General features: G+C 43.0%; 13 protein-coding genes. 8 read left to right on the top strand and 5 right to left on the bottom strand.

Annotated features, from left to right (window positions below; genetic code table 11):
* Window positions 1–145: 145 nt before the first annotated feature.
* The 4 genes from RCO84_RS02100 to RCO84_RS02085 all read right to left on the bottom strand — a co-directional run bounded on the left by RCO84_RS02100 (window position 146) and on the right by RCO84_RS02085 (window position 3,823).
* The gene (locus RCO84_RS02100) at window positions 146–487 is read right to left on the bottom strand and encodes a hypothetical protein (RefSeq protein WP_317583724.1); all 342 of its coding nucleotides are present in this window, start codon (window positions 485–487) and stop codon (window positions 146–148) included.
* A gap of 181 nt (window positions 488–668) precedes the next feature.
* Window positions 669–1,058 carry a HepT-like ribonuclease domain-containing protein gene (locus RCO84_RS02095; RefSeq protein ID WP_317583721.1) on the bottom strand — a complete coding sequence of 130 codons (390 nt, stop codon included), beginning with the start codon at window positions 1,056–1,058 and terminating at the stop codon, window positions 669–671.
* Window positions 1,045–1,344, bottom strand: a complete 300-nt coding sequence (locus tag RCO84_RS02090; protein ID WP_317583719.1) for a nucleotidyltransferase family protein — start codon at window positions 1,342–1,344, stop codon at window positions 1,045–1,047. Before RCO84_RS02090 ends, RCO84_RS02095 begins: the two co-directional genes overlap by 14 nt.
* Before the next feature lie 892 nt (window positions 1,345–2,236).
* The gene (locus RCO84_RS02085; RefSeq protein ID WP_317583716.1) at window positions 2,237–3,823 is read right to left on the bottom strand and encodes an ATP-binding protein; all 1,587 of its coding nucleotides are present in this window, start codon (window positions 3,821–3,823) and stop codon (window positions 2,237–2,239) included.
* Window positions 3,824–3,999: 176 nt separating this feature from the next.
* On the opposite strand from RCO84_RS02085, the gene RCO84_RS02080 reads away from it, so the two are divergent.
* The 8 genes from RCO84_RS02080 (at window position 4,000) to RCO84_RS02045 (ending at window position 24,680) form a co-directional block, all read left to right on the top strand.
* Complete coding sequence (locus RCO84_RS02080; protein WP_317583714.1) at window positions 4,000–5,280, top strand: dicarboxylate/amino acid:cation symporter; 1,281 nt, start codon at window positions 4,000–4,002, stop codon at window positions 5,278–5,280.
* Window positions 5,281–5,921: 641 nt separating this feature from the next.
* Window positions 5,922–6,977 carry an efflux RND transporter periplasmic adaptor subunit gene (locus RCO84_RS02075; RefSeq protein WP_317583712.1) on the top strand — a complete coding sequence of 352 codons (1,056 nt, stop codon included), beginning with the start codon at window positions 5,922–5,924 and terminating at the stop codon, window positions 6,975–6,977.
* A 19-nt stretch (window positions 6,978–6,996) separates the two neighbouring features.
* Window positions 6,997–10,179 carry an efflux RND transporter permease subunit gene (locus RCO84_RS02070; protein ID WP_317583711.1) on the top strand — a complete coding sequence of 1,061 codons (3,183 nt, stop codon included), beginning with the start codon at window positions 6,997–6,999 and terminating at the stop codon, window positions 10,177–10,179.
* Window positions 10,180–10,411: 232 nt separating this feature from the next.
* Entirely contained in the window at window positions 10,412–12,541 is a 2,130-nt protein-coding gene (locus RCO84_RS02065; RefSeq protein WP_317583710.1) for a cation:proton antiporter, read from the top strand.
* 300 nt (window positions 12,542–12,841) lie between these two features.
* Window positions 12,842–13,588, top strand: coding sequence for a UpxY family transcription antiterminator (locus RCO84_RS02060; protein ID WP_317583709.1), 747 nt, complete (start codon window positions 12,842–12,844; stop codon window positions 13,586–13,588).
* Between the two features lie 238 nt (window positions 13,589–13,826).
* The gene (locus tag RCO84_RS02055) at window positions 13,827–20,639 is read left to right on the top strand and encodes a sacsin N-terminal ATP-binding-like domain-containing protein (RefSeq protein ID WP_317583707.1); all 6,813 of its coding nucleotides are present in this window, start codon (window positions 13,827–13,829) and stop codon (window positions 20,637–20,639) included.
* A gap of 2 nt (window positions 20,640–20,641) precedes the next feature.
* Complete coding sequence (locus RCO84_RS02050) at window positions 20,642–22,981, top strand: PIN domain-containing protein (RefSeq protein ID WP_317583706.1); 2,340 nt, start codon at window positions 20,642–20,644, stop codon at window positions 22,979–22,981.
* 4 nt (window positions 22,982–22,985) lie between these two features.
* A complete protein-coding gene (locus RCO84_RS02045) occupies window positions 22,986–24,680 on the top strand; it encodes an RNA-binding domain-containing protein (RefSeq protein ID WP_317583705.1) in 1,695 nt (564 codons plus the stop codon).
* Between the two features lie 137 nt (window positions 24,681–24,817).
* On the opposite strand, the gene RCO84_RS02040 is transcribed toward RCO84_RS02045, so the two are convergent.
* On the bottom strand, window positions 24,818–25,099 hold the full coding sequence (locus tag RCO84_RS02040; protein ID WP_317583704.1) for a hypothetical protein: 282 nt from the start codon (window positions 25,097–25,099) through the stop codon (window positions 24,818–24,820).
* Between the last annotated feature and the right edge of the window lie 255 nt (window positions 25,100–25,354).

Genomic DNA, 25,354 nt, shown 5'->3' with positions numbered 1-25,354 from the left:
GTTTTTTGTCCCGAAGGAGAAAAAATGGCATTGAACGCTGCCATTGCCGAGAGAAAAATACTTCCACATTTCTATTCCATGGCAACAATTCAATGCCCTATACCTATATACCATCCCTTACGAAAAGGTAAACAACCAGTTACGATTACTTTTTAGTTATCGTTCCTTTTCTCATATTCACCGAGAAATTACCAAGGGATGTCTTGACTTTATAAACGCCATTCTTTGATGATACCAGCATTGCCGATATTCCCATAAAGCTGACGCCGCCATCCTTCTTCTCTATGGTGTACTTTCCGAAAGGAGTAGCTACGATAATATGGTGCTTGGTATTCTCAACCACACCATACACAGTACCGGATGGAGCCTGCTTCACCTGCTCGGCTACACTCTTTACGGCATTTGCCACATCGGTGTTGTTACTCTTTGCAAAACTGGTTGTGGTGACAGTTACTACCATCATCAACGAAATCATAATCTTCTTCATACCTTATTATATATTAAAAGGGTTATACTTCATTTTCCTCGTTTCACGAATCATTCTCTTCTATCGCTTCCCGATTACGAGCGCAAAAGTAAGAAGATTATTTCTATCCTCCAAATATCCAAACTTGTCTTGTATGAAATGCCGAGTTGAATGTACCAAATGACAAAACGGATACTTGACATTACTCATCAAGTATCCGTTTTAAAGATTCTATCATTTCTAGAATTGCCTTCTTCAAAGGTTGCAACTCATTTTCTATAATCCACCAAATCTGATCAGCATCAACCTCAAAATAATGATGAGCTATGATATCACGTAACCCTTTCACATTTTTCCAATCAATTTCAGGATGAGTTGTAAGGAGTTCTCCTCTAGTAACCTTATCAAGTCCCTTTAAACTTTCTCCTATAGCAATAAATTGCATACATATGGAATCAAGAATTGCTACACCAGTAGAAGACATCAGAAAATCATCGCCACAATGATAAGCTTGTGAACGCTCTTCTATATGCTCAATAGAAATATGTACTCTATTAAGTATATCCAATGCTACATATTTATCGTATTGCATAGATTCCATCCCGTTCAATTCTTGATTTAAAGAAAGGATTCATGTTTTTGTGAATACGCACTACATCAACTGAGCACTTAAACAAGTCCTCTAAGTATTCTTTCAAGTCGGCCAATAAAAATGGATTAGGAGTTTCTGTTTCTACACAAATATCCAAATCGCTTTGCTCTGTTTGCTCATTTCGTGATACGGAACCAAAAATGCGCAAGGTCTTGATTCCAAAATCTTTAGTAATCTTGGAACTATTTTGCCTAATTATTGCTATATAATCTTGAACTGTTCTCATAACACTTATCTTTTAAGACAGTGCAAATATAAGAAATTATCTGGTATCTTCCAAACTTTTTGCCATGTTTTTGCAATTCATCCCACAAAATATCAGTTGGCGCATAACAGTTGACCTACGCATGCACATCACCTGTTGTGCAAGCGCATATCAGCTGATATGCAAGCGCACAACAGCTGTTGTGCGACCGGAGATACTAACTATCTCAAAAACAGATACTATCTTTTCTAATAACTTATACTATGTTTTCCAACAACATATCAGTAACATTCCAACAAAAAAGGGTGAATCATTTACTTATGACACACCCTCTTTGCTAAAACCAGAACACAACTGATCTTATCTTATAATATTATACTCAAACTCATAATCCCCATTCTTCAGCCATTCGGGAACATCTTCCCCATTTTCCATAAGGCCTTATTCCTCCTTTTTTTAGTTCAAATTAAAATTGCAAAAATACCTCCCGTCAATATTTATAACCAAAATTCATATACCTACAAGTTTGGAATCTAGCGATAAAAACAAGGGGAATGAGAGGCTGGGATTCCTTGTTTTCTGCTCTATATTAAGAACAAGACCTATAGTTGTACGACTATAAAGTTACAGTTGTACGACTATACATGCTATGGTTGTACAACTGTAGAGTTATGGTTGTACAACTATAGGGGTTATAGTCGTACAACTATAGATTTTTCTCAACGGCATTATCTTGTCAAGAAATTACAAACATCTGATTATCAATAAGTTTCTATTCTTCTTCATATTTGCGATATTCTCAAAGAAACAATAAGCGTCTGAAAATACGAGAATCTCAGGCAAGCAAATGTAAAGAAAACTTATTCTTAACAATGCCACATCACTACATCTTCGGGATATTCTTGCAAATCACCTACTTCATTTTCCACCCATCAATGGTTCCCGTCTTCGATGAGAAGTTGCAGCCTATCTGATAAATCTTTCTGCCATCTGCTGCATATTCCCTGGCATAGCCCATATCCTCTATCAGCTTCAGGGCTTCTTCAGCTGAACCATCACGCTTGAATTCGAAGATGTAGATATAGTTCTGGGTCTCAACCACACAATCTACCCTACCTTCGCTTTGCTGCTTTTCGATGAACACCGTGAAACAGCTGATCATTCTCAATACGAGATAGAAGGTATATTGAAAATAACGTTCCTTCTCACGCTCATCGTCCTTACGACACTGGCTATAAGGAATGCTGGCAAAGAAGGAAGTCATCAGATTCTCCAACTGATGGCAATCTCCCTTCGACATCACATCTATTACCTGAATAACCCAGGCATCCGTTGACTTCGATGGCTTCAGATAACTGGAAGCTACCAACGTCAGGAAACCGCTCCTCACTTCATCATTCGGGAAATCCAGAAGATAGGAATCGGTATCCATATTCCAATCTTTGATGGTAAGATAACCGCTCTGATAAATCATCGGCAATGGTGCTTCCACATCTGCCTTGTAATCGATGAAACTACTCGTAGGATAAAACCTGTTCACCATCTCATTGATGTTCTCATCAAAATGAGACAATAGGCGAACAAGATAGGTTGGCGAACCGGTGCGGAACCAATAATCTGCCAGAATCTTCTTGCTCAAAGCATTCAAGATGCTGAAAGGATTATAGATATCAAGCATATTAGGACTGAAGTGATAACCATCAAACTTCCTTTTCAGTTTGTATTTCATCCCTTCCTCCGTCGTCTTATATCTCACGGCCATCGCCTTGATCTGTTCATCAAAGGTAGAATACAATTCTTCTTCCGTAATTCCACAAAGTGCCTCGTAATGCTCATCCATACTGATGTCGTTAGGCTGATTGAAGCCACTGAACACGCTCACCTGTGAGAACTTGGTGACACCCGTGAGCAAGACAAACTGCAGGTCATCATCAGCTTCCTTGAACACAGAATATACGCCTTTGAGCAGATTGCGATTATAATCCTCCAAAGTCATCTTTCCATATTCATTCTGCACAGAAATATCCATATCCATCACATCAAGCAAAGGCTTGTCATACTCATCAATGAGTACGACAGCTCTCATTCCTGTCTTCTGATGAGCTTTCCCCAACACTGCCTTAAAGCGACTACCTAAAGTCTCGGCCAACTCCTCACGCCCATAGATACGTTCTGCCATGGCAACAAACTCCTCCAACACTTTGTCTAACGCATAAGGCTCTACAAAGTTTTGACCACCAAAAGAGAGATGGAACACAGGATATTGCTTCCATTCCTTCTCCAGCTTGTCGATGGCAAGCCCCTTGAACAGTTCCTTCTTACCCTCGAAATAGCATTTCAAGGTAGATACGAGCAACGACTTTCCAAATCGTCGTGGACGACTCAGAAAGTATATTTTACCATTAGTCACTAAGTCATAGACCAATGCCGTCTTATCGAGATAAACATAATCATCTTCTATGATTTGTTCGAAACTCTGTATGCCGATAGGATATTTCATATTGCTGCCGTTTTAAATTCTTTCGGCAAAGTTACAAAAAATAATGATACAAGCAAAGGAATAGCCCGAAAAAAATAACGAGATTGCAAAATACCATATTTGTGGGATTGCTGACAAGGAAAAAAAATAATACCTTTGCCTTTTGAAAATAATAGTTTAAAATCATGGTAGAAACAATGAATAATATTGGAAATAGACAGCCGGATAGCAATGCTGGCTGCAGTAAGCAAAAAGGAGTGAAGAATAAGCAAACCCGGCAGCTGGTACTATGGATTGGCGCTTTGATAGTAGGCGCCGTCTTGGGGATATTCGGCATCAGCTGGCTGGATGGTCTGATGAACTTCATAGCCACGGTCTATACCCGCTTATTCCAGCTTCTGGCAGTACCAACCATAGCCTTGGCAGTCATCACAACCCTGGCATCCTTGGGCAACCAGGCAGACACCGGTAAGATATTCCGCCACGCCATCACCTACACCCTGCTCACGACGATAGCAGCTGCAGCAGTGGGACTGGTGCTCTACAACATCGTTTCTCCAGGCAATTTACCTACAGCCTTGGTACAGAGCGGTATGGCGGATGTTCCCCAAAAGCTGGGAGAAACCAGCTATTATGACCATATTCTTGGGGTAATACCCAACAACATCATCAAGCCGTTTGCCGAAGGAAATGTACTCTCTATATTGATTTTGGCAGCAGCAGCAGGTATTGCTTTAACCAAAATGCCATCAAGCGATAAAAAAGAAGTCGTGATGAAGGGATTGTTTGGATTACAGGATCTGCTTTTCATGCTGATTCATGGATTAATCTGGGCTTTGCCTCTGGGTATCGTTGCCTTTGCAGCACAACTCTCAGCCCAGTTCTCTGCGGGTATCGTGATGGCTTCTCTAGGAAAGTACGTAGCTGTTATCCTGGGAGGTAATGTCATTCAATTCTTCATTATCCTTCCGCTCTTCCTCTTGGCAAGAGGCTTGAATCCAGTGCGCACTTTGGGCAAGATGATGCCGGCAGTATTAATGGCTCTGTTTACAAAGAGTTCTGCTGCTACGTTGCCGGTGACGATGCAGACAGCAGAAGACAGACTGGGAGTTTCCAATCAGGTTTCCCGCTTCGTATTGCCTATCTGTACTACCATCAACATGAATGGTTGCGCTGCGTTTATCCTCGTAACCTCCTTATTCCTGATGCAGAATGGAGGAATGCCTTTACCTTGGACTACGATGATTCTCTGGCTCTTCATTTCAGTTATCTCAGCAGTAGGTAATGCAGGAGTACCGATGGGATGTTATTTCCTTACCCTATCTCTGATGTCTGGTATCAATGCTCCTATCGGCATCATGGGCATCATCCTGCCAATCTATACCATTATCGACATGGTAGAGACGGCAGAGAATGTATGGTCAGACTCCTGTGTCTGCGCCATGGTGGATAAGGACTTGAAAAAAGAGTCCAATTGAAAAAGTATTCTCATTAAAAGTTTAACATACATTCATTCTTCAAGCAACAGACGGGAACAACTGAGGAGGGAAGTATCTATCGAGAACAAGAACAAGAACGAGAAGAAGGAGGAGAAGAAAGACGATGTTAAGCACATTGAGGTAAAGTAATCACTCATAACGTGCTAAGCAGATTTCAGGATGACATTTCATTGCACCCTAGAAAATAATTAAAACGGAGGGCTAGTCCTGGTAATGGGCTAGCCCTTTTTTTGTGCCGGTTCTCATATATATACATATATATGTGCCGGTTCCTCTATATCAATATCAAAAAACACCTATTCCAATACGAATACCTTCGTTTCATGATTACTGCAAGAAATCATCGTTGCTTACCTTTACACCAAGTGGTCCATAGTCGCCAAGAGCTTTGTGAGCAAGTCGACTCAACCCTCGGTCTAAGGTGTAGATTGTTCGGTTGGATGCATCAGAGACGTAGTTTCCATGAAAGACGTGATTGAAACTATGAACAGCGTGGAAATCGTAGTAAAAGAAGAAGAAGAACTGTTTTTTATTTTTTTTTAATCCTATTTTCCCCATGCATTCAGCTAAAATTCATACCTTTGCATTATCTTTTCAAAAAACAACAAAATGTAATCAATATGAAACAGAAAGATGTTATAACGGGATGGCTTGTCGCATTCATTATCAGCTGTATGATGCTGGTGGGATGCACCGAAAAATCCAGCAAGCTAGAGAAGAAAAACGTGAAAGTTGAGACTATCTCCGTGGGGAATACAAACCTGGGGGGAACAAAAGACTATGTGGGAACCATCGAGGAAAAGATGGGATCTACACTCAGTTTCGAGATAGCCGGAAACATCACTTCCATACGGGTGGAAGAAGGAGATAGAGTGAGCAAGGGACAGCTGCTCGCCACCATCAACCCTACCACCGTGAAGGAGGCTCACCGGGCAACACTCACCACCCTGAAACAGGCGCAGGATGCCTACAGAAGATTCCTGCCCCTGCACCAGTCGGGAACCATCTCGGATATGAAATGGGTGGAGATAGAAAGCAAACTGGAACAGGCAAAGGCGGCTGAAAGCATCGCCCGCCAGCAACTCTCCCACTCTACCCTCACAGCTCCTTTTGCAGGTGTCATCGCTGCCAAGAACGTGGACTTGGGAACCTACGTGCTCCCCGGACAGCCTGTGCTGAAACTCGCCAATGTGGCACAAGTCAACGCCAAGGTATCCGTACCCGAAGCTGAAATATCTCATCTGCACGTGGGCGACAAGGTGAAACTGACGGTAGCCGCTCTTTCGGGTGCCATTTTCCGGGGAACGATTTCAGAAAAAGGCATCGATGCCAACCTCATCTCGCATACCTACGATGTCAAGGTGGGCATCACCAATCCGCAGGGCCGTCTGCTCCCAGGCATGGTATGCAACGCCCAGGTGCAGGGTAGCGCTGCTACCCCATCCCACATCACCGTTCCGCCACAAAGCATTGAACTGGATGTAGATAACTCCCGATTCGTATGGACCGTGGTAAACGGAAAGGCACATCAGCAACCCGTAACTACCGGCGATTTCGAAGGCGACGGCATCGTCATCCTTTCGGGACTGAAGACTGGCGACCAGGTTATCATCAATGGCCAGCAGAAAGTTTCGGAAGGAATGAATGTAGATACAGCAAAAAGCGATAACCGATAAAAAAGTGGAGGGAAAAGATATGAATCAAGAGACAAGGCTAGAGACAAACAAACCGGAGGATTCCAAAAAGCCGGAGAGAGACACCGCCCTTCGCGACCACATCAAGGCACGCATCACCAGGAAGCCCAACCGCATCCTCAAGCGCTCGTTCATCGAGTCGGCGATGTGCAACCACAACATCGTGATGCTTCTGATGGGCATGCTCGTATTTCTAGGCATACTCGGCATCTGCATCATGCCCAAGCAGGAGATGCCGCAATTCACCATCAGGCAGGGTGCCTGCGTAGCCGTATATCCGGGCGCTACATCCGAAGAGGTGGAAGAACGGGTGGCTAAACCGCTGGAGAACTTCATCTTCGGATACAAGGAGGTGAACAAGAAAAAGACCTATACCCAGAGTAAGGACGGCATGCTGATCGTGTTCCTGGAACTCAACGACGACGTGGAGGACCGGGATGCCTTCTGGAGCAAGTTCAAGCATGGCCTGCAGGCCTTCAAGAGCTCCCTTCCTACGGGTGTCCTTGCCCTGCAGGCTGTGGATGACATCGCCGATACCTCTGCCCTGCTCATCACGATGGAAAGCAAGCAGAAAACCTATAGGGAACTGAATACATACATAGACCAGCTGAAGGACAGACTGCGCCGCATTGATGCCATCTCGAACCTGCGAACCTACGGACTGGAAAACGAACAGATAAGCATCTGCCTGGACCAGAACAAACTGGCCAAATACGGCATCGGCCCCTATAAGATTCTGAACGACCTTGCCCTGCAGGGCTTCACCACCGTGAGCGGAAACCTGGAGATGGGCAACCTCAACCTGCCCATCCACATCACCGACTCCTACAACAACGAGCGGGATGTGGCAGAACAAATCGTATATTCCGACCCCAAGGGCAACATCGTGCGTCTGAAGGACATCGCACAGATTAAAAGAGAATATCCGAAACTGAACAAATACATCAAGAGCAACGGCAACAAATGCGTGCTTCTATCCATTGAAATGCGACCGGGAAACGACATCGTGAAGATGGGAAGAGACGTACACAAGATGATGGATGATTTTGAACAGTCCCTGGCAGGCGATGTACACATCAATACCATTACCGACCAGAGCAAGGTGGTAAGCGAATCGGTGCTAAACTTCCTGCGCGAGCTGCTCATATCGGTCATCTCCGTCATCATCGTGGTCATCCTGCTCATGCCGCGCCGCGTGGCAGAGGTATCAGCCCTCAGCATCCCTATCACCATCTTCTCGTCGTTGGGCATATTCTATCTTTTCGGCATGGAGCTGAACACCGTTACACTGGCTGCCCTCATAGTAACACTGGGTATGGTGGTGGATGATTCCGTGGTTATCATCGACAACTACATGGAGAAGCTGGGCCATGGCATGTCGCGTTGGCATGCAGCCATCGCCGCTCCTAGAGAGTTCTTCATGTCGGTGCTTTCTGCCACGCTCAGCATCTCGCTCACCTTCTTCCCATTTCTCTTTACCATGCATGGCGACATGGGCGATTTCGTAAAATCATTCCCCTGGGCCATGTTCATCATCCTGAGCATCTCGCTCATGGTTTCGCTGCTGCTCACACCTTATTTACAGTATATGGTGATTCACCAGGGCATCAACAGCCAGCACAAGCCCAACGCCCGCAAAAAGCCGCTCGACTATCTGCAGATGGGGTACACCTGGTTGCTGAAACGCTGTTTCGCCTTTCCACGCACCACCCTCGCTGTGGGCATCATGCTGGTGAGCACCGGAGCCATCATCTTCGTACATCTTCCGCAGAGAATGATGCCTATCGCCGAGAGAAACCAGTTTGCCGTAGAGTTCTATCTGCCTAGCGGAACCACCGCTGCAAGAACCGCACAGGTGGCAGATTCTATGGCCCACATTCTGCAGCGCGACCCGCAGGTAACAGCCGTAACCACGTTTGTTGGTCAGGGTTCACCCCGTTTCCACACCACCTATGCGCCACAGATTGGCGGTGAGAACTTTGCACAGTTTATCGTGAATACGGTAGATAACGATGCCACAGAAGAGGTACTCGACCGATATGCCGACCGATGCTCCAACTATTTTCCCGACTGCTACATCCGCTTCAAGCAGATGGATTACAACAACGCCACCTACCCTATCGAAGTAAGAGTGAGCGGCGACAGCATGGGCGACCTGAAGGCTGCCGCCAGGAAGATAGAAGCCTGCATGCACAAGATAGAAGGCATCAACCTGATTCGTACCAACTACGAAGAGCCCCAGCCTGGCATCAGGGTAACTCCAGATGCCACCGAGGCCAACCGGCTGGGTGTGAACAAGACCATACTCTCTGCCGACCTTGCCATTCATTTTGGCGATGGCATCCCGATGGCCACCCTTTGGGAAGGCGACTATCCGGTGAAGATGATTCTGAAATCGGAAAACGACAGCGACCTTGCCAATGAATACATCCCCGTGATGGGAGGAACATCGAGCGTTCCACTCCGCCAGCTGGCTAAGATTTCGCCCGACTGGCACGACGGCAGCATCATACGCAGAAACGGCGTGCGTACCATCTCTATCATAGGTGAACCTTTAAGGGGATTCAATGCCAACCGATTGGCCAACGAACTGAAGCAGGAAGTATCCAAACTCCCGCTAGATTCCAGTCTTGATTGGGAGATTGGCGGTATGGCAGAAAAGGATGCCGAAACCCTTCCTCAGGTTACATCGGGCGTGATGATAGCAGCCTTGATCATCTTCTTCATCCTGCTCTTCCATTTCAAGCGCATCAGTCTGGCACTGGTGAATCTCTCGTCCATGTCGCTCTGCATCTTCGGTGCTGCGACAGGCCTTCTGGTTACGGGTTTCGACGTGAGTCTTACCTGCATATTGGGCATTGTGAGCCTGATGGGTATCCTGGTAAGAAACGGCATCATCATGCTCGACTATGCCGAGGAACTGCGCCGCGACAAGGGATTATCGGTAAAGGAAGCCGCCTTCCAGGCTGGCGAGCGCCGCATGCGCCCTATCTTCCTTACATCGGCAGCCGCCTCGGTAGGCGTACTGCCTATGATGGTAGAGAACAATACGCTGTGGTCGCCAATGGGAGCCGTTATCTTCTTCGGTACGCTTATCTCGATGGTACTCATCGCCACCATCCTGCCAGTGCTCTATTGGCTCGTGTTCGACAAGCACGGCAAGTATAGTTTGAGGAAGCAGTAACCACCCCTGTGTATTAAACACTTCGTTCTCATCGGTTGTGATGCCAATAGGCATCGGTGCACCCGTTTTCGGGTTCACAAATTGCAAAAACATCACCATGATTGTAGGATAAGGGCAGAAAAACTTTGTGCTTTCAAGATTTATTCGTACTTTTGCAGTCAAAAACAGAAAGGGAGGGATGAATGCTGATGCAGAAATCCCTCTTTAAGTATAACAAAAAAGGAGAAAGCCTATGTTCCATATCGCTCAATACTTCCCTATCACAGACCCTACGTTGATATTCTTCGTAGTGCTCCTCATCATCCTCTTTGCCCCTATCATCATGGGTAAACTCCGTATCCCGCACATCATCGGTATGGTGCTGGCAGGTGTGCTCATAGGCAAATACGGACTGAATATCCTGGAGCGCGACTCTTCGTTTGAGCTCTTCGGAAAGGTGGGACTCTATTACATCATGTTCCTCGCTGCCCTGGAGATGGATATGGAAGGCATGAAAAAGAACAAGTCGCGACTGCTTATCTATGGCCTGCTCACCTGTTTTATACCGTTCTTCCTCACCTATGGCATGAGCATCTGGCTGCTCCACTACTCTGCCAAGGCTTCCTTCCTGCTGAGCTGCATCATGGCATCCAATACGCTGATTGCCTATCCTATCGTTTCGAGATACGGACTGCAACAGAAACCGAGCGTTACGCTGAGTGTGGGGTCGAGCATGATTTCGCTGCTCATAGCCCTGATAATGCTTGCCGGACTGGTAGCATCGTTCAGCAAGCATGACGGCGTACTGTTCTGGGTATTCTTCACCCTCAAATTTGCCGCCTATTGTGGCGTGATGATCATGCTGATTCCCCGACTTACAAGATGGTTCTTGCGAAGATACAGCGATGCGGTGATGCAGTTTATCTTCGTACTTTCAATGCTCTTTATGAGTGCGGCACTTTCGCAGATAGTGGGCATCGAGGGCGTTTTCGGTGCTTTCTTCGCCGGTCTGATATTAAACAGATACATTCCGCATGTTTCGCCACTGATGAACCGCCTCGAGTTTATCGGCAATGCCCTCTTCATTCCTTATTTCCTGATAGGTGTGGGCATGCTGATCAATATCAATCTGCTGTTTCAGGGCAGTCATATTCTATGGGTCGTGTTCTGCATCGCCTTCTTCGGAACCCTGGGCAAAGCCATCGCAGCCTATATCGCCTGTTTGGGTTTCCGATTGCCACTTTCTTCGGGTCACATGATGTTCGGACTCACTTCGGCTCATGCTGCCGGAAGTATCGCCATGGTGATGGTGGGTATGCATCTGCTCGTAGCACCGGGCACTTACCTCGTCAACGATGATATGCTCAACGGTGTGGTTATGATGATTCTGATTACCTGCATCATCTCATCCATCCTTACCGACCGGTCTTCGCAGAAGATTATCCTGAGAGACAAGGAACTGCCTGATGCGGAAGACGACAAGAAGGTGAGCGATGAGAAGATTCTGATTCCGGTGAAATATCCTGAATATGCCGACAACCTGATGAGTCTGGCGTTTCTGGTGAGAAACCAGAAGCTGAACAGGGGACTCATCTGCCTGAATGTGGTATATGAAGACAAGGACATGCGATACAACCAGGAACAGGGAAGACGGCTTCTGGAACATTGCAGTCAGCTTGCTGCAGCCACCGATGTGATGACGCAGACCCAGGTTCGTATTGCCGCCAACATCGCCAACGGCATCAAGCATGCCTTCAACGAGTTCCAATGTTCTGAGATTATCATCGGAATGCACATGCATCCTGAGGTTTCGCAGAAGTTCTGGGGAGAATTCCACCAGAGTCTCTTCAACGGATTGAGCCGACAGATTATCATGGCACGCATCAGACAGCCGTTGAATACATTGAGAAGAATACAGGTAGCCGTACCTTCGAGAGCAGAGTTTGAGCCGGGTTTCTACCGCTGGCTGGAACGCCTTGCCCGACTTGCCGGCAACCTAGACTGCCGCATCCAGTTTCATGGCAGAGAAGAGAGTCTGGCGCTCATCAATGAATATATCAAGAACCGGCATCCGGAAGTGCGTGCTGATTATACCCAGATGATTCACTGGAACGAGTTGCCACAGCTGGCTTCGCAGATATCTCCAGACCACCTGTTCGTGGTAGTAACCGCCCGTAAGGGAACCGTATCTTACAAGACAGCACTGGAGCGTCTGCCGGAGGAAATAACGAAATACTTCTCAGGTACCAACCTGATGATTATCTTCCCCGACCAGCATGGTGATTCCTACGGCGACCAGCTTACCTTCGCTGAGCCTCAGCATCAGGAAGAGATCAGTGCTTACGAATCATTCCTGCAATGGTTTAAGAAATTCAGAAAATAAAGAGAAAACAGAGGATACTACTAAAAAAGGTCGCCAGCATTTTGGCGACCTTTTTTAGTATATAAACATTCAAAACGATTCGGATTAATCAAATCGACTCGAATGATTTATTTCTTCTTACAATCGTCTTTCAGGGGAAACTTACTAAGCATAGTCAAATGTTAAAAAACACCCTAATTACGAAGAATTCCACAACAAAAGCCTTTAATATCAATCTTTTTCCTTACCTTTGTGTTCTATATTTGGCAATTCTTAAAAAGAAAAGTCAATCGGTTTTTCATCTAACCTCTGGATATAACATTGGAAGATAAAATCAAACAGCCTTTAACGGCTAATGCTTCATTGTATAATGGGCAACCTACCGACACAGGTTCATCGTGTCCAAGTGCAAGACTTACCTCTTGTACGCCCTCCATCTCAAAGAACAAAGGTGGGGTGTCGGTAAAGAATGTGCCTTCACGAAACAAGCAATGGTTTGTATTAAGAGTTTCTTATGGGCGTATTATCAAGGCAAAAACATTCGTTGAGGCTAAAGGATTGGAATGTTATGTTCCTTTGCGATATAAAGAGGTAAGAAAGCAAGGAAAGAAGCGAATCATCACGGAGCCTCTTCTCCACTCTTTTCTCTTTGTTCATGCATCAGCTGAGCAAGTTGATTCTCTTTTGCAAGATAAGAACATCAAGGCTTTTGAAAATATAGCTTTGTTGAGTTACTATTACGACCATACTTCACATTGTGAAAATGCGCCAACCAAGAATCCTCCTCTTATCATTGCCGATACAGCTATGGATAATTTCATCCGTTTAACCTCCATACATAATCCTCACATCATCCCTGTTACTTCGGATAATATCAAATATAAGTTAGGAGATGAAGTAGTGATTACAGAGGGTGAGTTTAAGGATATACATGGTAGAGTGACAAGGATTGCTGGTCAGCAGAGAGTGGTGGTAGAACTTTTTGATGGATGCCTGGTGGCTACTGCGTACGTGCCGAAGGAGGCGATGAGGAAATATATTGCTACGCAATCAACGAAAATTTGTTAGATATGAGGAAGTCTATAATCTCAAAAGAATAAAGATAGTTTGTACTGTTGCTGGACAAACGAATAAGTGGCTTGCCGAGTCTCTGTAATAGCACAATGACCATTAGTAATACATAATAAACAAATGTCTTAATCATAACAACAATATAATGAACAACGATACACTCCAAGAAATCATATCCGTATATCATTCTTTACAGAAAGACTCTTTACCTAAAAAAGGTGAAGGATGGGTTAATATGGCAAAATTTGGTCCTGCTTTACTCAAAGCAGGTATAGATTACAAAGGTATGGGATATGAAAAACTCTATGAATTTGTCTCCAAATCAGGCGTATTCGAAGTATATTCCGACACTTCTTGCAAAGTGCCTGTAAAATATATTAAAGAGAAAGAACCCCGAAAGGATATTTCTAAAAAGTATAGGACGGAACGTGCGCAAACAATATATACGGATTCTAATGAGGTAGTAAAGGTTAAGCGAAGATTGCGCCTTGACAACAATATGTTCATAGGGCAGTTCGCACCGCAGAAGAATGAAGGCTGGTATACGATAACGGACATACGCAATACTGATTTTACGAAAATAGAGGATAGAGAGCGAGGAGTAAAGAATTTGTCGATTTCATTCAGAAGTACGAAAAAAGAATTTAATCGTTTTGCTTATTACAAGTTCACCTGGGTGTTGCTAAAAGTTGAACCTCTAAAGTTCAGTATTGATTTGTGCGAGGAAATAACGCCAATATACCCTAAGGGCATTGTAAAAAGTCTTTACGAAGGTATTATGCGCTATCCTGCTGGTGCTGCGAAGAAGATTACTCGTTCGCTTGATACTCTCAAAAAGCAGTTAACCCAAAGTGGTAAAGAAGTATTCATCTACGAGTTGTTGCAAAATGCAAATGATTATCCTCGCCATACTATAATTAACGACAAATATCAATCTTTGCCTGTTGATGTAGAATTTCATTTAACCAAAAACTACTTGATATTTCAACATACGGGTGAATATTTTAATCCCAAGAATATTGCAGCTATTTGTGATATAAATGATGGCGAGAAGGCTGACAATGCCGAAGCCATCGGTTACAAAGGTATAGGTTTTAAGACTGTTTTTCTTGACAACGACTATGTTCTTCTCAATACTGGTAATTACACATTTAGGTTCGACAAGTCTGCTACGGATGTAATCAATACACCATGGCAGATATTGCCAATTTGGACGGAATATAATGAGATTGATAATGAAATTAAGTCTGTTTTCCGTCAGCATCCTACCGAAGAGTTCAGAGTAAAAGTCGCTCTCCAACCACGAGATACGGATATTCTGACTGGTGAAGACAGAGAGGATAACTACATCAATTTGTTTACCAATGTATTCGACTCGGAGCGTGTTATATTGTTTATCCCGAACATCAAGAAGGTTAGCATCTTTATTGATGGTCAAGGTGAACCGATTGTACGTGAGAAAGACAATAAAGACTGGTGTGTATCAGATTCTCTTATAGATGATATTCCTGAGGACATTACAGATAAGATAAACGATGTCTTGGAAAATCCAGAATCTCTTCGTTCGGATGGTTATGAGAAAATACCAGAGAAGTACATGAACTTCCGTAAGACTGCGGTAAAGTTTGCGTGCAAGAAAGTTAAAAGAAAGTTAATGTCTGTTGATGATGCCATGCTTTATTGCTATCTGCCAGCAAAGCGTGCTGATTGGGGCTTCAATTTCCTAATGAACACCGATATGGTGCCCAACGGACAGCGTGATGATATTGAGGATATCGAACTCAATCATGTTATTACTCGTATCGCAGGTAAACAGTTCTTTTATTGGATTAAGCAGCTTATTGAAAGCAAAAAATATGACCTTGACTCTATCTTTGCACTTGTCCCAGACTTTGATGAGTGCAAGAAGAGGCGCGTGTACAAGACGTTTATAGAGGAGTTCCAAGAAGAATTTGAAAAGCTCATAAAAGAAGAGCCTTTTATCCCATGCGTAGATAAGGATGGTGAACAAACTTTTGAATGCATCGATAATATTATCAACGACATGACTGGCATGACAGCGAACGGAGTCATATCTGACGAAGACTTCATAATTTTTATGGATTTGGGTGATTACTCCTTGCCTGTTGACGAGTTAAGACAATCGGAGGCATTCATGGATTTTTTGTACAAGCATTCTCCTTCGAGCCTTGATGTAAAGATTGATGCTGTAATAAAGAAATGTGAGGAAACTGATTTCCAAACATGGTTGACGGTTCCCGAAAACAACACACGATTTATAAGACATTGGTTGAGTAAGGATGATTTAGACGAGTTTGCGAAGAAAAAAATATTTATTGAATATGAAGGCGATTTGTTTACAGCAGGAAATCTCTACTATGATTTTGACACAAATTGTAATAGTTTAGGATTCTTGCGTAGATTTGTACCGCATCTTTGTGAGACATCAAAAGCAAATTTTGAGGGAAATGAAAATTGGAAATCATTTGTAGACAAGCATTTCCGGCCTTTCTTTTCTGCGTCTATGATTACGGATTACATTCTATCCAACGAGGACGCCATGACGTTGCTTAACGTACCAAGCAATTCTGTTGCATTTTATCGTTATCTTGCGGTAAATAAAGTTGATTTAAAGGCTAATAAGACAAAGATTCCGTACATTACCGAGGATGGTGATGCAAGTACCGACTATACCAATTATCACTACTTCTTTAACGAAGATGCTCACGACTTAACCCGTGAGAAATGGTTGGGCGAGAATGTTATCAACGTACTATCGCATATCTATTTGGACAGTCTGGCTGATGACGAGAAAGATTGCTTAACTGCAATATTTGCTAACCTTGGATTCAACGAATTTACCAAGGACTCGTTCGCTACTACTGTCATAGTTGGCGATGCCGATTTCCGAGCAAAAGTTAACGCAGCCATAGAAAACAATTATGCCGCTAACAAAGCATTTGTTGAATATGTTTACGGTTGTGAAGCGCAGTTGAAGGAAAACTGTTTCAAGGATTATGTCTTGCGTTGTGTTGACATCCACAAAAACGAGGTATATCTTTGCAACGACGACGTGCGATACTTCAATCAGGATGCGTATGCTCAGAACAGCACCTATGCTGACAATATCAATCATGCTTGGTTGAAGGATAGCATGATGTATGCTCTATCGAATGATTACTTTGAAGGTCATGAGAAGGAAGAGGTAAAGAAACTGGAATCGTTCTTGCGTCAGCAGTTTGGCGTTAAGACCTTCACAGACAAGTCGTTCTTCACAGATGTTGTAATCAAGAACAAGGCGATTATCTATGCCAATCTTGTTGACGAGGCAACTATGCTCACATTCTTAGAATACCTGAAGCGAGACGCAGACAGACTCTTTGATGAAACTATGAGTTTCAACGACATCAAAGATATGCCTTTACTTGCCTATGACGGAACCATAGTAAGAGCAAGGGAACTTAATATCCTGTATATCGAATACAATGAGGACGCAAAGACTCTATACGAGAAAGCATGGTGTCCGAAGACGTATGTTGTACTCTCACAGAAATATACCGATGATTTCTCTCAGGATATGCGTCAGCTATTCAAGATAGTGAAGTTTGACATCAATACCACAACAGACCTTCTTGCTCAGAACGCAAACTTGCGTAAATCGGTTAATGTTATTAACATTAACATTGATTTCTGGCGATGGGTAAAGGTTAACCAGAAGCAAATTGCATCTGTTGATAAGTTTAAGGCTATTCCGTTGCTAGACAAAAACAATGCGCTTATAAATGGTGCATCACTTTACATTTCTGACACCTATCAGCAGGAGCAAATTGAGGCGTTGGTAACTAAGTATGTAAAGGAGGCGCATTTTGTGTCTTCGTCTTACATTGAAACCGCCAATGAGAACGAGAAGGCAGAGTGGATGAAATTATTCAGAAGACTTGATCTTAAGTCCGATAATAGGGATATTCTTTTCTCAGACATCTTGCCTAAGCTTTCAACTATTGAAACTGAGTCTTTGGATTCGATTGTAGCGATGATGACCAAGCACCTTAAAGATCTGAAGGATAAATGGGCTGAAAGGAAATACCAAATTATGCAATTGAGAGTTCGTACTCAATCTGTCGGTTATAAGACTCTTGATCAGGTAATAATCGTCAACGTGGATGAGGATTCAGTATCTGAACCATTCAAGTACATCACTCTTGCCAACGAGGTTCATCCCGATATTCTAAAGGCAAATAAGAACTTGCTTCATGCTATCTCTGAAGAGTATGGTAATCGCAATCTCATTACCACAAAGCAAATGTGGATTGACGCAAAGGTTAAGGATTATCTTACAAAGTTTGCTGCCGATGAGAATAGCGTTGCAGACATTCACATTCAGTTTGTACGTGAAGTAGCCAAGATACAGAGTGAGTATGACATAAAAGACACACTTCGTAAGCAGATAAAGTATCTGGTCAAGTCTAATGAAACGACATACAAGTTTGCTCATGAACTGACACTTGGAACAGCATATTCTCCAACATGCGACTTTGAGGCAAATGGTGTGTCAGAATTGCCGTATCTTTCTGACACTTACATCTTCGAAGGCAATAAGGATATCATCAAGCAATATTTCAAGGCAGAAAACTTACATCAGAATATAACACGAGAAGACTTAAAGTATCTCGCAAACCGCACATTTGCTTGTTATTTCTGGTCGAAATGTTTCTCTCGTCGCTTGGTCGAATATGAATCATGGGTGGAAGACGGATGTTTCAATAACCGCATATGCATACCAACAGAGAATTCTGTTCAAAAGCCGGAGTTGTTGTATGCACCTCATATAGCTGGTTATGCTGTTCGGGCCAAGGTACCCCAATGGCAAGAGAAGGTTCCTTGCAAAGCTATTGTTGACTCTATTGACAATCGTGATGCTCGTGAATTATTTGAGAAGATCAACTTCTGTAAGGCTCTCTCTTTTGAAGATTGCCTTTATTACCTTGCTCGTGTTACGCATCCAAGAGAGGAAGAGACTCATTACCGTAGTATAGTGATTAATTGGATGCTGTCTTCGCCTATTCAAGATGAGACTTTGGTTGACAACTATCGTAAAACGCCAACTGCAGAATGGCGTAATGGTAAGGGGCAGAAGAAGCATATTACGGAACTTTATGCTATCCATCCGGATGCGACACAGGAAAGGAACATTTTCCGTGGCGATGAATTTGTTATGCAGACAAGTGCTTTCCCTTATGATACAGATTCATTTGTCAAGGTCTGCAACATGCTGAAGATAAAATGTCTGACAAGTTCTGATTTTGTCGCAACACCTATAGGCAAACAAGATGAAACAGCTGATATGGTTGCCATACTCAGACCTCGTCTGCTTATCTTGTCGGCTATCGAGAATCCAGACAGATTCCAAGAGCTCTACGAACGCTATAATACAAAGCTGTCGCAGTATCATTTTGTTGTATGTGAAAAGATAGATCTCGGTTATGACACTATACATAATGATGTGGAGCGTATCTATAACTATGACAATCACCTTTATTATGTAAGCTCATGGAAGCATAATCGTACCTTTACAAAGTTCTGTAGTAGATTGAAGCGACTGGTAGGTTTTGACGTGTATGATAATGTATGTGAAGACGTTCTTGATGATAGTGTTTCTGTAGAAGCGTGCATCGAAAAGTATTGCTCTTCGCTTGCATACGATGAAAAGTTCCGCGCTTATCTCAGATCGTTGGATTTGACCATCAACGTTGAGCCAGAAGAAGAACAATCTATCGAAACAGAAACTGATTACTATAGCAATGCTACGAATGGACCAACAGATTCTGCTACAGAAGCAACTACAGAGACATCAACAGAAAATCAACATGTTGATGATACGGAAACTATTCGCGAGGCTGACAAGCCTAGTGCACCAAATAAAGATGTAACGTTAAGACCTGTTAACGAACTTGAAGTTGGGGAAGAAGCAGAGACATCACCCCAAAAACCTATTCAAACCGCATCGCAGCAGCCAACTTCTGACTTTCGTCCACAACAGCAGTCGCAACAAACTGAATCATCAGTTGGTCAAACAACGTCATCTACAGCAGAGGAAGAGCCAGAAGATGACCTTGGTCAGTATGACACATATGAACAGGTTGATAAAGAGGATAGTGAAGACTACTATGACACAGGTGAAACAGACGATGTAGAAGCTGACGTTGATGAAGATGTTGACACAACGGATAGTGTCAGCACAAAGTATTCTAATACTCATACGTCTAACACGTCTCACGCTTCATCAAACAAGCCTCAGAATGATTATGATCCTGACCGTAATGGGTACATGGAATCTGTTGATAAGGACAAGAATTATCAACCTGTTGGCGACAGTCCTTACAAACCTCGTACACGTAAACATCCGAAGAACTTCACCAAAAAGGAATTAGAACGCCTTCGCTCACATGGAACGCCTCTTGAACTGGAATCATTACCACCAACGAGGGAGGAAATAGATCTCTTAGCTCAATGTAATATCAAGCCAGAGCAGATTGCCGACACCAACTATCTTGCTCAGTTGCGTCTGTACCAGAATCTCAAAAATGAGATGCACGCAGAGCCTGAGGAAACAATGGAAGAGTTCGTGCGTAATGCGAGTGATGTAACTGTACACAAACTTAAAGATGGTAGATACATTCATACTTGTAGTGCTGCTCGTGGCGTGATGTATGCTTCTCCTTCTGTATGGAATAAGATGGTTGATGACAAGTGGAAGATTTGTGTTTATCTTGATGGACAAGGCAAGAACTTCCATTATATTAACAACGCCGAGGAATTCTTGAAACTTGTAGAAAAAGACGATGTTGTTATCAAGATTACCGGCAAGGAGAAAGTTGATGTAGTAAGGGCTCTTTATACAGGCATACTTGAAGATGCCAAAGGTACTGCATACACCTTGATTCGTGTGGCTGCTCGCACAAATATGGATGCCGTATTCGCTCACTATGTTGGTGCTATGGCAGAAGCGGAAGATGGTAACGATGATTATAACGATAACGACTATTGATTATGATTGACAATATCAAACTTGCAAACTATAAGTCCTTCTTTGCAGACCAAGTAAAGGAGGCTATCGACGAGCAGCAAAAAATCAATCGCTCGCAGATGCGGAACTTATTCAAGGCAGGTGAATTATCGCTTGCTTATGTTGATTCCATTCAGCATGAGACAGGCATGATTATCCTCAAATTTCCTCGGCGTATGGCTCCACGCTTGAAAGTTCTGAAGGGCGTGTGCATAATTAAGAAAGGTGCAAAGCAAGCATTAGGTGAACACGTTACGGAGTGGAGCTGCCGTTGGGAGGAGTTTGTTGATAATAAGGATTTTCATTCTCCAGGTTCTGACATGACTCCAATGTACTATGTTCATACTGGTGTTTCCAACTATGACTATGTTGCATGCTCTGGATTCAGTCTTAAATTGTACGATATCTTGTCAAAGGCGTTGGCTGATGGCAAAAGTCTTTCACTTATCGTCCATAATCCATTTCCTCCTGTAGAGTATTTCCGCAACCTTACTAGCTATATGGATGCATTCTCTTCAAACGAGGAATTGAACATAGAATCGACAATCAATTACGAGGAATGGACACCCGAGGAACTTGCGTTTGATGAACAGAAGCCAACAGGCATTTCTGACACAATCATAGACACGCTCGCTAATGAACATTGTTGTATCGTACAAGGTCCTCCAGGAACTGGTAAGAGTTACACCATCGCTTCTGTAGTTTCATCGTATCTTGATGCTGGCAAAACCGTCTGCGTCACCACCATGGCGAACAAGGGTCTTATCGAGTTGATAAAGCAGATGCCTTTGCAGAAGTATGTGAAGGGAGGTCGTATCAGCAAGACAAATCTCTCTGTTGACGAACGCAAACAGGTGTCTGGTGTAAAAGCTGCTTCTGCCGACTTGCAGGTCCCTGATGGCGAAATGCTCTGTGCGACAAACTATCAATTGTCAAGCGTTTTTAGCGAAAAGAAAATGACTCTGTATGGTTTGCCACAATACGATTTGATAGTCATAGAAGAGGCTTCTCAAGCATTCCTTACTACTATAGTTGCATTCAAACAGTTGGGCGTGGATTGTATGATAGTAGGTGATCCTATGCAGTTGCCACCTATCGTGAAACTCAATAATCCGCAGTACAATTCTTGGAATGTATCAACGCAGGTGGAAGGCTTGAAGACGATGGCTTTAGGTTCGCAAATAAAGTCTTATCGTATTGTAACGACATTCCGTCTTACAAGTCGTTCGGCTGCTCTTACCAAGTGCTTCTATGGCAACCGCTTTGTTTCGGTAAAGAAAGAGTATCTTGATTTTGCTGATGCAAATAGTCCTCTTTTCCCATATGAAGGAGGGTGCCTGTATCATTGCACATGCAATGTAAGCAATGGAGTGTATTCTGATAAAGCGGATTCTATTATACGCAATGTAATTGGCATAATGGAGAGGTATTATCCAACACGTACTCTTGCTATTATTACTCCATTTCGTGATTCTGTGAAAGAACTTCAAAAGCGATTCTGTACATCTGACATAGAACTGGATATTACTATAGAAACAATAGACCGAATCCAAGGAATGACTGTTGACTATGCTATTCTCTATGTTCCAGCACGCAATCCAGGTTTTGCGCTTGAGGATTGCCGCTTCAATGTAGCAACAAGTCGTTCACTTAGCACAACACTTATTATCTCTGACATTCCGTTAAATGAGTTCCATACTGTTTCACCAACTGTCTTGCAATTCATTGAAAATTGCGATAGATATGATGGTGGAGTTCGAGTTATTACAAGTGACAGTTTTGAAGAAAAGCCAATTACAGGGTCAAACAAAACAGCAGTAGAACCAACTTACCCCAAAAACGCAGCTCCAACAATTGGTGTCAAAGTAGTTGGTAAGATTGATTTATCAAGGTTTGAACGCAAGAAGAAGGAACTGAGTTCTAATAAAAAGAATTTCTATATCATTGACACGAACATCTTTGTAAACTGCCCAGATATTCTCAGTAAAATCGATAAAACATATCCAATTATTCTTTCCGCAAAGGTAACAGATGAACTTGACACAATGAAGATAAAGTTGAATGATGAGTATAAACGTAATGCAGAAAAGGCGCTTCGTAATCTTAATAATGAAACACAACATGAGGTCATCTATGAGTTTGCTGACACTTCTTTATTGCCAGAAGATTTTGACAAGCGTTCACCTGATAATATGATCCTTTCTGTTGCTTTAAAATACAAAGGTGAGAATCCAATTGTATTGACATCTGATAATGGTTTACAGTTGAAATCAAAGGCATTAGGCTTATCCACGATAAGTCTAAAAAGTTTCTTAAAACGATAATCCAATGCTCGAACTCGAACTACAACAATACCTCCTCCGTGAGTACCCACAAGAGGATGCTCGCTGTGAGTGGAAGGAATTTAAGAATCTGAAGAACTCGTTTTGTGGGGACAAGAAGGATGATGTTATTTCCTACGTGTCAGCTATTGCCAACATGGAGGGTGGACATCTTGTGATTGGGGTAAAGGATAAGACGCTTGAAATAGTCGGTACAGATATTTCGAGACTTACTTTTAATGGGCAACCTGCAAACACTCAGTCGGCAACGTTCAAACTCACAGAACAATGCACTTATCTTTCATCTGAAGGTCTAAGCATTGAGGAGTTTATAACCGATGATACAAATAAGCGAGTATGGATACTACATATTCCAAAGCACTTGCCTCGTCGCCCTGTCCTTGCCCACAAGAAGGCATGGCAACGCATAGAAGATTCGTTGGTGGAATTGACTCAAGAAAGAATGGCTGTCATTCTTGAAGAGCCAATCTATGCAGCAAAGGACTGGTCTGCAGAAATTGTAGCTGATGCAACAATAGACGATTTGGATGAGGTTGCTATTGCCAAGGCTCGAATGATGTTCAAGAAAGTACATAGCCGTATTCCTGCTGAAGAAGTGAATGCTTGGAATATTCAAACTTTCTTGAGCAAGTGTGGATTAACGAGAAACGGAGGTATTACTCGGGCAGCTATCATTTTGTTGGGCAAATACGAATCCGCTTTCAAACTGCGTCCTGCTGTTGTACAGGTTACTTGGACACGGCGAGACAAGAACCAGGAAGTGGTTGACTACGAACACTTCACAGTACCTTTTATATTAACGGTGGACGAAATTCTCTCAAAGATAGAGAATCTGACATTGCGTGAAATGCCTGGAGGTACGCTTTTCCCCGACACGATGAAGCAGTATGATGACTATACCATCCGTGAGGCCCTTCATAATTGTATTGGCCATCAAGACTACACTCTCCAGCAACGCATCAATTTCGTGGAGAATCCAGGATATCTGTATTATTCCAATGCTGGCACATTCATTCCTGGCACTTTGGAGAATGTTTTGAGGAACGAAGAGCCTCAGACGCATTTCCGCAATGAATGTTTATGTAGGGCGATGGTAGATTTCAACATGATAGATACCGTAAGCCGTGGTATCAAGAAAATGTTCAATGAGCAATGGCGCAGACACTTCCCTATGCCTGACTATGAGATTGAACAGATCAAGAAGAAAGTAGTTGTCCGCATCTATGGCAATGAAATCAATAAACGATACACTGATTTGTTGAAGACAAACAACACTCTTTCTCTCTGGGATTGCATCTCACTAGACGCAGTACAAAAAGGCAGAACTATTCATGAGGATATAGCGCAAGACTTACTCAAACGTGGACTGATAGAAGGTGAGGTCCCGCATTACAGCATTTCTCTTAGCATTGCCAAGAACACTCACCAACTGTCTTCTTATACAAAAACAAAAGGATTGGATAAGGAGAGGTTGCGTCAAATGGTTCTCCAATATCTCAGCAATGCAGGAAGTGAAGGTGCCAAGCGAGATAGTATATACGAATATCTGAAGGATGTTCTTCCGCAAAACAAGACGGAAGAACAAAAAATTCGTATGCTCGGAGATTTGCTCAAAAACATGAGCAAAGAATATTTAATAAAAGCGGAAGGACGAACTTGGTATGTCATGCCTCAATCATAGAGGGCATATTATAGCGGATTATAGCGGAATTATAGCGAATTCGGCATTCTTATAGCGGAAAATCTGTCGAATTTCGACGGATATAGCGAAATAAATACTAAAAAGGTCGCCAGCATTTTGGCGACCTTTTTTCATATTCATTTCGTATTCAAAACCAACTTCTTAGCTTTCATCTTTTCTCCCGCTACCGAGAGTCCTATCTTTCCAGGCTTAGCACCGGCACGCAATATTACGAGGGCGGAACCTTGGAAGAGATGGCGCTGAATGGTTTTCTCCAACTGGGTCTTTCCGATATGAAGTTCATCCGATAAGATGTTTCCATTATCCACCGCCACGATATTCGCATCGCCCTTCACGGTGAAAGTCAACTTATCGAATGCCTTGGCATTCTTATCTAAAAATATTAAATTTTCATCCAAATAGCCAAAACTACTGTCAGTTAACAAGATATTTAAAATATGGAAATATCAATCTAACATCTCAAGGAAATGCAACTTTAAAAAAAATGTAAAGACAGATTCATTTCTTAAAATATGTTTAAGAAAAGCGGAAAAACGCCCTTCACACCCTTCACCTGTAATAAATTGATTTACAGAATGTTAAATAAAAAGGTGAAGGGTGAAGGTTTGAAAACTCTATTTATATATGTACGCGTGGGTAAAGAAAAAAGAGGG

The organism is Segatella copri, from assembly GCF_949820605.1.
Taxonomy (GTDB): domain Bacteria; phylum Bacteroidota; class Bacteroidia; order Bacteroidales; family Bacteroidaceae; genus Prevotella.
Note: the sequence above shows the minus strand (reverse complement) of the source record. Positions and strands in the feature narration are given on the sequence as shown.